Consider the following 13328-nt stretch of genomic DNA (forward strand, 5'->3'; position numbering starts at 1 on the left):
AACGCATGGGCGCCCCGAGCGTGGTCTTTCTCCCGACTGGAACGCTATTTCACGAGCGTTATCGTGTCCTTCGGGGCATCAAGGCGGGCGCGATGGGCGCGGTCCACGAGGCGCGCGACGAGCGCACGCATGGCCTGTGCGCGCTCAAGGTGATGCTCCCCGGCGTGCTCGAAGATGCGGTGCTGCGGGATCGGTTCGCCCAGGAGGCGCGGATCACCGGCGAGATTCGGAGCGATCACGTCGTGCGCGTGACCGACGCGGGCATCGATCAGATCACGAGCATGCCCTTCCTCGTGATGGAGCTGCTCCACGGCGAGGAGGTCGGCGCGATGCTGAAGAAGCGCGGCCACATCCCGATCGACGAGGCGCTCGTCTACCTCGGGCAGGTCGCGTTCGCGCTCGACAAGGCCCACGCCGGGGGCATCGTCCACCGTGATCTCAAGCCGGGCAACCTGTTCATCGCGGAGCGCGACGACGGCTCGCCGTGCGTGAAGATCCTCGATTTCGGCATCGCGAAGATCGTCTCCGAAGGGACAAACTCGAACATGACGCAGGCCGTCGGAACGCCGACGTACATGGCCCCCGAGCAGATCGCCGGCAAGAGCAGCCAGATCGGGCCTGCGACCGACATCCACGCGCTCGGCCACATCACGTATACGATGCTCACCGGCGAGGCGTACTGGCAGGAAGAGGCGCGCGAGCACGGCGTATACGCGCTCATCCGCCGCGTCGTCGAGGGGCCGGAGGAGATGCCCACGGCGCGCGCGCTGCGCCGCCGCGGCATGGTCTTGCCGGCCTGGTTCGACGGCTGGTTCGCCCGCGCGACGGCCTTGCACCCCGAGGATCGTTTTCAGCGCGCGACCGAGGCGATCGCGGAGCTGCGTGACCAGTACGCGGAGTCGGGGCCGGACTCGTTCCGGATGAACTTGACGATCCCGCTCGTGCGGCGCTCCGACGCGCCGGAGCGGCCGCTCGAAGAAGCGTCGACGACCCGCGCGTCGGTCGCGTTGATTCAGGCCTCGACGCCGCCTGCGCCGCCGCCGGCACGGTCGCGCTGGACGACGGCCGCGCTCGTCACGCTCGTTTGCAGCGTGCTTACCCTCGTGGGTGGGCTCGGGGTGCGGGCGCTCGTCAGCGCGGGGCCGCTCTCGGTCGCGCGCGCGGGATTGCCCGACACCGTGCCCTTGCCGCCGATCGCCGCGGGCGAGGCGCCGCGCACCGAGCTCGCGAAGCCCGCGTCGCCCTCGTCGCCCTCGTCGCCGCTTGAGGTGGGCGCGGAGGGGGTCGAGGTCGAGCCTTCCCCCGCGGCCGGCACGCCTGCGGCCGCGCAGACGACCGCATTGCCCGGAAAAACCGGATCGCCCGGGCAAACGGTCCGCCCGGCTTCGACCCAGGCGCCCCCTCCCACGAAGAGCACGGGGACGAAGTCGACCCGCAAGCCTTACGAGCCTCCGAGTTCGATCGATTAGGAGACGGCTTTGCGCATGATGAGCGGAAAACCCGGCGCGTGGATCGTTCGTTCGTTCGTCGCGCTCGGGGTCGTCCTCGTCGCGTCGGGCGCACACGCGGGAGACCCGGCCGACGAGGCCCGGGCGACGGCGTTGTTCCAGGAGGCGCGCGCGGCGTTCATCGCGGGGGACTACGCGACGGCGTGTCCGAAATACGAGGAGGTCGTGCGGCTGCGCCCCGGCCTCGGCGCCCGCATCGGCCTCGGCGATTGTTATCGGAAAATGGGCCGGCTCGCGCGGGCGTGGGAGACGTACCGCGCCATCGTGGAGGACGCGGCGCGTATTGCCTCGACGTCGAAGAGCTTTACCGAGAAATCGACGGCGCAGAAGCGCGGCGACGAGGCGAAATCGCGCATGGGCGAGATCGAGCCGCGGCTCGGCTGGATCACGGTCGCCGTGCCCGAGGCGGTCCTCGCCTTGCCGAATGTCGTCGTCACCCTGGACGGGGTCCCGCTCGCGCGCGAGGCGATCGGGAAGCGATTGCCGGCCGAGCGTGGCGAGCACGTGGTCGATGCCAGCGCGCCCGGGAAAAAGTCCTGGGAGAAGAGCTTGGCGATTGCCGAAGGCGCGGAGCTCACGGTCGCGGTGCAGGCGCTCGAGGACGAGGCCGCGCCGAAGCCTGAGCCGAAGACGACCCCGGAGACCAAGGGGCAGGAGCCGCCCAAGGGAGCGAACACGGCGCCGACGACGCCGATGCAGGGCCTCCCCGGGCCGCGGGGGCCCCGCGCGCCCGACCGCATTCCGGAGGCCCCGAAAGAGAGCTTTTTCAGCACCCAGCGCGTCCTCGGGCTCGGGCTCGGGATCGCGGGGCTCGGCGCGGGCGCCGTGGGCACGTATTTCGGGCTCCGCGCGGTGCAGAAGCGCGACGAGAGCGAGGTGGACGGGCATTGCGCCGGCAACACCTGCAACGAGTTCGGCTATGACGCGCGCCGTGATGCTTATCAGTCTGGCAACATTTCCACGGGGCTCTTCATCGCGGGCGGCGTCGCGTTCGCCGGTGGCCTCGCGCTCTTCTTGACGGCGCCGAAGCGCACGAAGACGCAGACGACGGCGATCCTCGTGGGTCCTTCTTCTTTTCTTTGGACGGGGCAGTTCTAGCGCCCGAAGGGAAACTCGGTCATGCGGCGTGCATTGGTGCTTGGGCTCGTGCTCGTGGGCGTTGGGGCGTGGGCTGCCGGGTGCAATGCAGCCCTCGGCATCGACGACCCGGTGCTCGTGCAGACGGGTCCCGGCGGGACGGGCGCGGGTGGTGGCCAGGGCGGCGCCGGAGGCCAGGGCGGCAGCGGCGGGGCGGAGTGCACGGCCGTGGAGAAGGCCTGCGATGGGATCGACGACGATTGCAATGGCACGATCGACGACCTCCCGCTCGCGACCTGCGGCTTCGGCGTCTGCTTCGTGAGCGTGGAGGCGTGCGTGGACGGCATGCCCGTGCCTTGTGTGCCCGGTTCGCCCTCGCAGGACGAGCTCTGCGACGACGACAACGACGGCATCGACGACAACTGCAATGGCCAGGTCGACGAGGGCTGCCCCTGCACGGTCGGCGAGACGCAGGCCTGTTATACCGGCTCGATGGACACGCGGAACATCGGCGCGTGCAAGGACGGCTCGCAGACGTGCATCGCGGAGAACACGTGGGGGCCCTGCGAGGGCGACACGCTCCCCTCGATCGAGACGTGCAACGCGATCGACGACGATTGCGACAACGTCGTCGACGACGGCTTCCCGGAGATCACGTGCGGCGAGGGCGCCTGCCAGGTGAGCGTATCCACCTGCAACCCTGCCGGCGGGGATCCGCCCGAATGCACGCCGAAGGACCCCGTCGACGAGATCTGCAATGGCCAGGACGACGATTGCAACGGCGTCATCGACAACGGCGATCCGGGCGGCGGTGGGGTGTGCCCGTCGGGCATTCCCGGTCAATGCGCCGTAGGGACATACCATTGTGACGGCGGCGCGCTCAACTGCATACCCGACGCGAAGCCCACGATGGAGACCTGCAACGGCGCAGACGACGATTGCGACGGCATGACGGACGAGGAGAACCCCGGCGGCGGCATCGCCTGCCCGACGAACCAGCTCGGCGAGTGCGCGTTCGGCTCGACGAAATGCTTCATGGGCTCCTTGATCTGCGCCGCGCCGGCCCCGATGGACGAGATTTGCGACGGCAAGGACAACGATTGCGACGGCGAGATCGACACGCACGGCGTCGACGCCGACAAGCCGTGCACGACGGGCATGCCGGGCGAGTGCTCGCCGGGCAAGACGCTCTGCATGATGGGCGCGCTCCAGTGCAAGCCTTCGATGCTGCCCGAGATGGAGTATTGCGACGGCAAGGACAACGACTGCGACGGGACGATCGACGAGGGCAACCCGAACGGCGGCGCGGCTTGCACGCTCTCCTTCAACAAGGGCGTGTGCGCCGCGGGGACCGATACGTGCGTGGGCGGCATCGTCACCTGCGTGCAGAACGTGCAGGCGTCGGCCGAGATCTGCGACGGCCTCGACAACGATTGCGACGGCGACGCGGACGAGAGCCTCGCCTGCGGCGCCTGCGGCGCGTCGACGATCGCCTCGGGGAGCTGCACGAGCTTCGCGATCCCCTCGCAAAACCCGCTCACGACGAACTGCGAGCAAATCTTCCCCCCGGCCTCCACGATCGCGATCGCGATCGCGGAGACGGCCGTCAAGTATTACGTCAATGCCGCGGGCGGCAGCGACAACAACGACGGCAAGAGCCCCGCGAAGGCCTGGGCGACGCTCTGCAAGGCCGTGGCGATGGCCCCCGGAGGCAGCACGATCCTCGTCGCGCAGGGCGGGTATGCGTCGACCTCGGTCATCGTGGCCAAGGAACTCACGATCAAGGGCGGATTCAGCTCTTCGTTCGCGAACTGGAATCCGGACACGTACCCCACCGTGTTTTACGGGCAGCTCACGCTCGACCACAACAAGGCGGTCTGGGGCGGCTTCCGGATGCTCGCGGCGCCCACGACCTCGCTCACGCAGCACAACCTCCGCGCCGGCACGTTCGTGCGCAACTACGTGGAGACGCTGTTCAGCGGCGGCGCCGCGACCTCGGCGGCGCTCGGCGCGACGGCCTGCACGGGCAGCACGGCGACGTTGTTCGGCAATGACGTGTACACCCGCTCCACCACCTCGACGACGCACACGGCCATCCAGTTCGGCAATCAGCGCGGCGCGACGATCCTCGATTCGAACCGCGTCTGCGTCGAGGGCAAGAGCAGCGGCGCCGTGACCTATGCCATCAACGGCTCCGGGCCGAACGCGGCCAGCGTCGCCTCCTTGGTCGCGCGGAACAACGTGATCGAAGCGGCGAGCAACAATGCGTACCTCGTCAATTTCCTGGGCAGCAACGGCGGCGTCGATTTCAACCTGATCTTCACGAACAACACGATGCTCGCCCGCACGTACGGCATCTGGGGCACCGCGGCGTCGAGCGGCAAGATGCGCTGGCGGCTGACGAACAACATCCTGTTCAGCATCACGGGCGGCAGCACGGCGGTGAACCTCGGCTCGGGCGCGGGTGTCTCGCTCGACTCGGCGGAGAACAACCTCGTCTTCGGGTTCAACAACAACCTCTTCAGCGCGCCCGCCCCCGTGTTCACGTCCAACAACGACACGACGAACACGTCCACCGCGGCGACCGTCTTCATCAATGCGATGGCCGGCGATTTGCGCCTGAAGACGAACGGCCAGGGCGACGGTACCGGGAAAAACGTCTACAACCAGGCCACGTACGGCACGGTCACGACGGACATCCTGCAAGCGGGACGGCCCCAGGCGGGGGTATGGGATCGCGGGGCGTACATGAATTGAGGGGGTCTGGAAGACGCTCCTCCTCGGCGTGAAAACGGCGGGTTCGTGCGCGCGGCCTCTTGCGATGCGCCGCGGATCGGGGCTCAATGAGGCATGCACAAGCCGCTCCCGGGAGTGCGCATGGACCGCCGTGTCGCGCTCCAGAACCTCGTCCTCGCGATCGCGGCAGCCGCCGTCACGAGCTGCGACAACCTCGACAATTTCGAAGTGGACGTCGGCGCCAAGGCGACGATCCCCCCCGGCACGATCCTCGAAGAGCTGCTCGGCGTCCTCGCCTTCGACGATTTCCAGAGCATCAACCTGACGCAGGAGCTCGACAACCAGGGCGTCACGAAGGAAGACGTCGACTCCGTGCGCATGATCTCCCTCTCGCTCGTCATCGACGGGCCGACCGGGGCGAATTTCGATTTCATCGAATCGATCGCCTTTTTCGCCGAGACCGAGGGACAACCGAAGGTGCTCGTGGCCGAGCTCGATCCCGTGCCGAAGGGGAAGACCTCGCTCGATTTCGTCGTGTCGGGCGCCGAGCTGAAGCCTTACGTCGTCGCCCCCTCGATGAAGCTCACGACGACGACGAAGGGCAAGCGCCCCCCGCAGGAGACCATGGTCTCGGCCGCGGCGGTGCTCGACGTCGACGTCACCGTACCCGGTTGCTGAGCTTGACGACGGGGCCGGGTCCGTTTTTCATGATCTCGTGAGGATCGTCGGGCTCGCTTTATCACTTCTCCTCCTCTTCGACGGTTGCGCGGAGGCGCCTACGCCTACGGCGCCCCCGCGTGTGCCGCGACCACGCGCCGCCTGCGCAACGCGCGTGCCCACGCGGGTCCCGCTCTACGGCGACCTCCACGTCCACACGGCGTTTTCTTTCGACGCCCGCTCCTACGACACCGTGGTCACGCCGGCCGACGCGTATCGCTTCGCGCGTGGCGAGCCGATCCACCTGCCGCCGCTCGACGCGGCGGGGAAGGGGACCCGCGAGGCGCGGATCGACAGGCCGCTCGATTTCGTGGCCGTCACCGACCACGGCGAGTTCCTCGGCGAGATGTACCATTGCACGACGCCCACCTCGCCCAAGTACGACACGTTCACGTGCCAGACGTATCGCGAGGAGGTCGGGCAGGGCGCCTCCACCTTCGCCGTGCGCCTCTCCCAGGCGAACCCGATGCGCGTCGCGGAGCTCTGCGGCGAAGGCAAGGACTGCGAGGCCGCGGCGCGCGAGCGCTGGCAAGCCATGCAGGACGCGGCCGAGGCAGCCTACGATCGCAGCGCGTCCTGCTCGCTCACCACGTTCGTCGGGTACGAATACACGAACACGTTCGGGATCTCGAACCTGCACCGGAACGTGATCTTCGTGAACGACATCGTGCCCGAGCTGCCCGTCACCTATTTCGAGGCCCCGACACCACTCGACCTCTGGACGCTCCTGCGCGACGGGTGCAAGTCCGCCGAGAATGGCTGCGACGTGCTCGTCCTCCCGCACAACTCGAACCTCTCGAACGGCCGGCTCTTCGACCCCACCTACCCCGGCGGCGCGACGATCGAGGAAGAAGCCGCGCGCGCCGCGCTCCGGGCGGAGATGGAGCCCGTCGCCGAGATCTTTCAGCACAAAGGATCGAGCGAGTGCCGCAATGGGTTCCTCGACGTCGAGGCGGACGTCGATCCGCTCTGCGACTTCGAGGAGCTCCGGCCGGACGACGACGAACAATGCGGCGACAAGCCCGGCTCCGGGGGCATGCGCCTCTGGGGCTGCACGCATCGGCACGATTTCCTGCGGTATGTCCTGAAAACCGGCCTCCTCGAAGCCGAGCGGCTCGGGACGAACCCCTTTCTGTTTGGCCTCATCGGCTCGACCGACACCCACAACGGCACGCCGGGCAACACGTCCAGCGTGGGCTTTCCCGGGCACGTCGGGCTCGTCGACGACACGCCGGAGAAGCGCCTCGGCGCCGGCACGGAGACGCACGACGGCGTCATCAACAATCCAGGCGGGCTCGCCGGGGTCTGGGCCGAGGAGAATTCGCGGGAGTCGATCTTCGAGGCGATCCGCCGCCGCGAGACCTTCGCCACGAGCGGCGCCCGCATTCCGATCCGCTTCTTCGGCGGCTTCGGGTACGACGCGGGCCTCTGCGGGCGCCCCGAGCGGCTCGAAGAGGCCTACGCGGCCGGCGTCCCCATGGGCGGAATGCTCGGAACGTCGTCGGGAGCGGAGCCGACGTTTTTCGTACAGGCGACAGCCGACCCCGGCACGGCGAGCTGGCCAGGCAGGCCGCTCGAACGGCTTCAGATCATCAAAGGCTACGTGCGCGAGGGAAAGGTATACGAAAAAGTCTATGACGTCGCGGGCACGCCCGCCCCGGAGCCCGCTGTCGATACGGCGACCTGCGACGTGCTGGCCGAGGGCGCGGAGGAGCTCTGCGCCGTCTGGACGGACCCCGATTTCGTTCCGAACGAGCGAGCCTTCTATTATGCCCGCGCCATCGAGGTGCCGAGCTGCCGCTACAGCACGTACGAATGCAACGCGCTCGATCCGGCCTCGGCGCCGGCGGCGTGCACGGACGTGTCCGTCCCGATGACCGTGCAGCACCGCGCGTGGAGCTCGCCCATCTGGTACGGGCCATGAGAGGTCGCCCGGCGGCTTCCAGGCGCTCCCGGGAGACGGGCACGTCGGCCCTCGACATCCATTGCCGTCGTGACTACTTCCTTTCCGGGGTCGTACGCGCCCGAGCTGCATCGAGAAGAAAAAGAGGATGCGGACATGAGGCAAAACGAGGGGCGACGGGCAGCGCGAGGAGCCCATGACGGAATACGTCTTCTCTGGCGTTCGTGAAATGCAAGCGGAGTCGGCCCTCCTCCGCGGCGCCCTCGACGTGCTGGACGACGCGATCGTCGTGGTGGACCAGACCGGCAAATTCGTGTCGTGGAACCGGACCGCGGCGCGCCTCGTCGGGGTCCCTGTCGACGCCTCCCCCGAGGCGTGGACCGAAGCGTTTGGTGTTTTCTTTCCAGATGAACGAACGCCTTGCCCAACCGAATCCATTCCGCTCTGGCGGGCTCTTCAAGGCGAGCGCGTGGAGGACGTCGAGCTCTACGTGAAGAACCCGCGCGCGCCGCAGGGGATCCATGTCCTCGCCTCCGCGCGGCCGATCCTGGGCGAGCAGGGTCGGGTCCGCGGCGGCGTGGTGGTCTTTCGGGACGTGACGCTGGCGAAGGTCGCGAAGGCGGCGCTCGGTCACGCGGAGGCGCGTATGCGCGCGATCGTCTCCAATACGCCGAACATTGCGATCGAGGGATACGATTTGCAGGGCCGCGTGCTCTACTGGAACCGGGCCGCCGAGCGCCTCTTCGGCTGGTCCGAGGACGAGGTCGTCGGCAAGACGCTCGACGGCATGATGCTCGACACACCCTCGACGGCGAAGTTCGTGGAGACGCTCGAAGAGATGGCGCGCACGGGCATACCGAACGGCCCCAAGGAATGGTCGTGTTATCGCAAGGACGGCAGCCAGGTCTGGGTGTACTCGACGATCTTTTCGATCCCGACGATCACGGGCGCTTGCGAGTTCGTCTGCATGGACGTCGACGTGACGCCCCTCAAGCACGCCGAGAATCGGATCCGGGAGCAGGCGCAGCGGATGGAGGCGCAGGCCACGGACAACGCGAATCTCTTTCACGAGGCGCTGGAGGCGATCTCGGCGCGCGACGACTTTCTGGCCGTCGCCTCGCACGAGCTGCGCACGCCGCTCACGCCCCTCAAGTTGCAGCTCGAACGCCTCGTGCGGGATGCGCGCGCCGGGGCCCACCAGGAGCGCCTGGCGCCGGCGCTCGAGGTCGCCTATCGGCAGGTCGGGCGGCTCGCGGCGCTCATCGATTGCCTGCTCGACGTCTCGCGGATCACGGCGGGCAAGCTCGATTTGTGCCTCGACGAGGTCGACCTCTGCGCGCTGGTGCACGACGTCGTCACGCGCTTCGGTCGCGAGATCGAGGACGCCGGGTGCCAGCTCTCGTTTCCTCATGACAAGCCGATCCTCGGCGCGTGGGATCGGCTGCGGCTCGAACAGGTGGTCACGAACCTCCTCGGCAATGCGATCAAGTACGGCCGCGGCAAGCCGATCGAGATCGGGCTCGAAGCGGACGAGGGCACGGCGCGCCTCACGGTCCGCGACCACGGCGTCGGCATTGCACCGGAGGATCAGGGCAAGATCTTCGAGCGATTCGAGCGCGCCGTCACGAACCAATCCTTTGGTGGCCTCGGCCTCGGGTTGTGGATCGTGCGGCAGATCGTGGAGACACACGGCGGGACCGTGCGGGTGGAGAGCGCGCCGGGCAAGGGCTCCACGTTCCAGGTGGAATTGCCGCGGTGGCGGAGGACGCTCGACGAATTGCAAGGCCCGCTCTCGATATCGCAGGGGACGTGATCGCTGTTGCCAGCGGCGCGCCGGGGAGCGATCCTCGGGCGCATGCAGACGTTCGCGCTTGCCTCCTTTGCCTCCCTCGCTCTCTTCGCCCTCGCGTGCAGCCCGTCTTTGGGCGGGGGAGGGACGCAGGGCTCGGGGAGCGGCGGCTCCGCGTCGTCGAGCGGGATGTCGTCCTCCACGGGCTCCTCGTCGTCGAGCGGCGCGGGCGGCGGCGGTCCGACGGCGGAGGTGCATTTCATCGGTCGATTCACGAACGAGGCGGATCCGCGCTTCGCCTGGCCCGGCAGCACGATCGTCGCGCGTTTCTCGGGCACGGGCCTCGACGTGCGCCTCGCGGACGCCGGCAACAACCATTTTGCCGTCGTGATCGACGACGGACCGCCCACCGACCTCGCGACGAGCAGCGCCAAGGACACGTACACGCTCGCGGCGAACCTGCCCGCCGGCGAGCACACGGTCTTGCTCGAAAAACGCACCGAGTCGTACGTGGGCGTCGTGCAGTTCAAGGGATTCGTGCCTGCGCCCGGCGGCGCGCTCGTCCCCACGCCCGAGCCGTGGAGCCGCAAGATCGAGCTCGTCGGTGATTCGATCACCTGCGGCTACGGCAACACCGGCGCGGGCCCGCTCTGCCCGTTCTCGCCCGAGACCGAGGACGAGTATTCGGCGTACGGCGCCCTCGCGGCGCGCAAGCTCGGGGCCGCGCACATGGGGATCTCGTACTCGGGGATCGGCGTGTACCGCGATTACAGCGGCGCGACGCAGAACCAGATGCCCATCCGCTTCGAGCGCACCCTCGCCGACGATCCGGCCTCGACCTGGGATTTTTCCTACATCCCGGACGTCGTCGTCGTGAACCTCGGGACGAACGATTTTGCCAAGGATGACCCCGGGCAACAATACATCGACGCGCTCTCCGGGTTCCTGGACAAGCTGCGCGGGCATTACCCGAACGCGTACCTGCTCTGCGCCGTCGGCTCCATGCTCTCGGACTCGTATCCCTCCGGCGCGATGCATTTGACGAAGGTCAAGCAGCACATCAACACGACGCTCGACGCCCGCAAGGCGAAGGGCGACACGAACGTGGGGTTCGTGGACCTCGGCGAGCAAAACGCGGCGGTGGACGGGATCGGCTGTGATTACCACCCGAGCGTCGCCACGCACCAGAAGATGGCGGACAAGCTCGTGGCCGCGATTCAATCGGCCAAGGGCTGGTGAGGCGCGCGCACGGGCGTCACGGCGAGGGGGCGCGGTCCGGGGCCACGGTCCGTGCCCATCGCTCGATCGGTCCTCGTTCCATGGGCGAGAGGCCGAGCGCGCGGGCGACGAGATCGTCGAGCGTGTCCTGCTCGGCCCGGCTGATGCCCTGATTGCGGGCGCCGAAACTCTCGGCGAGCGCCTCGATCTCGGGGACGAGCCCGAGGTCGGCCGGCGCGGGGAGCGCGCGCAGGTGGGTGATCTTCACCTGGGGCATGCCCTGCCGGGCGTCGCGGTGCCGCATGTAATGGTACCAGCGAATGGGGCTCGCGTTGAGCCATCCGAGGAGAAACACCGCGCTCCACCGCTCGTCGGCGAACCCCGCGAGGATCGAGTTCCGGAAGGCGAGGCCGTCGGACAAGGCGACCATGGGAAAACGGGCCGTCTGGCGAATGAGCAGGCGCACGGTGAGCCATTCGGCGTCCTTGCGGAAGCGACCCGTGAAATCGGCGGGATCACAATAGAGGCGCGGAGGACGCCGGGAAAACGGCTCGATGTCCCCGCCCACACGCAGGCCGACCTGGAGACGCCCCTCGGGCGCCTCGCGCTCGTGGAGGTGCCGGACGTCGTCGCCGTTGCTCTGAAACCCGCGCTCGCCGAAGAGGTGCGGGGGCAGCTTCGGCAGGGCCGAGAGGGTATCGAGCAGGGCCGCCGTTTCGGCGTCGAGGTCCGTGCGCGCGAGCGGCCAGGCGAGCGCCGTGTCGAGCGAGGCTTTTTCCTTCCGGCGTGTGGAGAGCAGGCCCATGCTCGGTTGGAAGACGCCCTCGAATGCGTCCCCGAAATCGGGCAGATCGTCGTCGCACACGCAGAGCGCGTCGTGCGCGCGGCGCGAGGGCTCATACCCGCCGAGATCCGACATCGACGTCGGCAAAACGAGCCCGAGACGACCTCCCGGTCGAAGCATGCGGGCGCACTGGTGGACGAAAAGACCCTGCAAATTGCGATATCCGGCGAAGGCCGGGTTCGTGCGTCGATAAAATTCACGCAGCTCGTTGGCGAGCGGCTGCGCGGCGCGGCCGGCGTACGAGACCCAGGGCGGGTTTCCCACGCATGCGTCGAACCCGCCGCGGCCGAAGACCTCCGGGAGCTCGATGTCCCAGTGGAACGGAGAACGCGAGGCCGCGAACGCCGTGGCCTCGGCCTCGAACTCCGTCCCGCCCTCGCCGGCGAGATGACGCGCGGCCAGATCCGGCAGGGCCGCCAGGCGTTCTTTCTGGGCTTTTTTATCGTCCGAGGCAAAGAGCGCGGCGAGAAGGGCATGGCCCACGGTGCGCAGCGGCGCGAGCGCGCGGTTGGCCTCGGCGAGGAGATCCGGATCGGCCGTCTCGAAAAAACGTCGCCGCAGCGTCTCTGCCTCGGCCAGGCGCTCGTGGACCTTCGCTGGGGAGATGGCTTCCATCGATTCGCGCCCGAGCCCCACGAGCGAATCCCCATGGCGCAGGCTCGCTTCGAGAAACGAAAAGGGATGCGTCTTTGGCGCCGTGAGCAGCCAGAGCGACACCCGGGCGAGGTCCACGGCGATCGGATTGCGATCCACGCCGTAAAGGCAATTCGCGGCGACGAGCCGGCGCGCGTGGGATTGCGGACCCTCGCCGGGCGGCAAATCCGCGGGTATCCCGTCACGCTCCCAGGCGGCGACGAGGCGCTCGGCGAGCCATCGACAGACCTGCACGAGAAATGCGCCCGCGCCCATGGCGGGGTCGCAGACGGAGAGGCGGAGGATCTCCTCGGGACGCGCGTCCGGGCGCACGAGCGGGGCGAGCGTACGCTCGACCATGATTCGCGTGAGCAGCGGCGAGGTATAATGGGCGCCCGTGCGGCGCCGCTCCTCGGAGAACCCCATCAGCGTCTCGTACACAGTGCCGATGTGCTCGACGTCGAGGTCGGCGTATCCGAGGCGCTCGCCCGACACGAGGAGGAGTTTGTCGAGGATCCGCAGGACGACGGCGTCGGAGAGCCGCCCTTCGAGGAATGGAAAGGCGTCCGCGTCGAAGAGCGCGCCGCGCCGGGCGGGGCCCGGAGGAGGCGTTTGCCCGAGGGCGCCTTCATGCAGACGGCGAAACAGGGCCCTCACGCGCGGCCATGCGTCGTGACGATCGGCGAGCGAGGCGCGTTCGACCGCGGCGAGCTCGGCGTGCAAGGCGCCGAGCTCATCGCCCGGAAAGAGCCCGCGCGACGAAGCAAAAAGAACGACGACGAGGCGCAGGACCACGCTCACGAGCCCCGCTGGATCCGCCCCCGGAAACCCGGCCGTGAGCTCGCGCAGGCAGAGCGTCGCCTGCTCTCGCAAGACGCCCGCGCCTCGGGCCACGTTCGCGCT

General features: G+C 68.4%; 8 protein-coding genes. 7 read left to right on the plus strand and 1 reads right to left on the minus strand.

Annotated features, from left to right (window positions below; all coding sequences use genetic code 11):
• Positions 1–5: 5 nt before the first annotated feature.
• From E8A74_RS31865 to E8A74_RS31895, 7 genes are all read left to right on the plus strand, one after another.
• Positions 6–1469 carry a serine/threonine protein kinase gene (locus tag E8A74_RS31865; protein ID WP_136932885.1) on the plus strand — a complete coding sequence of 488 codons (1464 nt, stop codon included), beginning with the start codon at positions 6–8 and terminating at the stop codon, positions 1467–1469.
• A gap of 15 nt (positions 1470–1484) precedes the next feature.
• On the plus strand, positions 1485–2606 hold the full coding sequence (locus E8A74_RS31870) for a tetratricopeptide repeat protein (protein WP_136932886.1): 1122 nt from the start codon (positions 1485–1487) through the stop codon (positions 2604–2606).
• Positions 2607–2627: 21 nt separating this feature from the next.
• Positions 2628–5342, plus strand: coding sequence for a MopE-related protein (locus tag E8A74_RS31875; protein WP_136932887.1), 2715 nt, complete (start codon positions 2628–2630; stop codon positions 5340–5342).
• A 120-nt stretch (positions 5343–5462) separates the two neighbouring features.
• The gene (locus E8A74_RS31880; RefSeq protein WP_136932888.1) at positions 5463–5999 is read left to right on the plus strand and encodes a hypothetical protein; all 537 of its coding nucleotides are present in this window, start codon (positions 5463–5465) and stop codon (positions 5997–5999) included.
• Between the two features lie 154 nt (positions 6000–6153).
• On the plus strand, positions 6154–7962 hold the full coding sequence (locus E8A74_RS31885) for a DUF3604 domain-containing protein (protein ID WP_170229530.1): 1809 nt from the start codon (positions 6154–6156) through the stop codon (positions 7960–7962).
• A gap of 175 nt (positions 7963–8137) precedes the next feature.
• Positions 8138–9754 (plus strand): sensor histidine kinase, encoded by a 1617-nt coding sequence (locus E8A74_RS31890; protein WP_136932890.1) that lies wholly within the window; start codon positions 8138–8140, stop codon positions 9752–9754.
• Positions 9755–9796: 42 nt separating this feature from the next.
• Entirely contained in the window at positions 9797–10969 is a 1173-nt protein-coding gene (locus E8A74_RS31895) for an SGNH/GDSL hydrolase family protein (protein WP_136932891.1), read from the plus strand.
• A 16-nt stretch (positions 10970–10985) separates the two neighbouring features.
• Here the strand turns inward: E8A74_RS31895 and E8A74_RS31900 are convergent, their stop codons facing one another.
• A complete protein-coding gene (locus E8A74_RS31900) occupies positions 10986–13319 on the minus strand; it encodes an Eco57I restriction-modification methylase domain-containing protein (protein WP_136932892.1) in 2334 nt (777 codons plus the stop codon).
• Positions 13320–13328: the final 9 nt, after the last annotated feature.

It is taken from the genome of Polyangium fumosum (assembly GCF_005144585.1).
GTDB classification, from domain to species: Bacteria; Myxococcota_A; Polyangia; order Polyangiales; family Polyangiaceae; genus Polyangium; species Polyangium fumosum.

Bases quoted from the DNA above. Each gene is read 5' to 3' on its own strand.
- E8A74_RS31865 (WP_136932885.1), top strand. From the start codon at position 6: ATGGGCGCCCCGAGCGTGGTCTTTCTCCCGACTGGAACGCTATTTCAC.
- E8A74_RS31870 (WP_136932886.1), top strand. From the start codon at position 1,485: ATGATGAGCGGAAAACCCGGCGCGTGGATCGTTCGTTCGTTCGTCGCG.
- E8A74_RS31875 (WP_136932887.1), top strand. From the start codon at position 2,628: ATGCGGCGTGCATTGGTGCTTGGGCTCGTGCTCGTGGGCGTTGGGGCG.
- E8A74_RS31880 (WP_136932888.1), top strand. From the start codon at position 5,463: ATGGACCGCCGTGTCGCGCTCCAGAACCTCGTCCTCGCGATCGCGGCA.
- E8A74_RS31890 (WP_136932890.1), top strand. From the start codon at position 8,138: ATGACGGAATACGTCTTCTCTGGCGTTCGTGAAATGCAAGCGGAGTCG.
- E8A74_RS31895 (WP_136932891.1), top strand. From the start codon at position 9,797: ATGCAGACGTTCGCGCTTGCCTCCTTTGCCTCCCTCGCTCTCTTCGCC.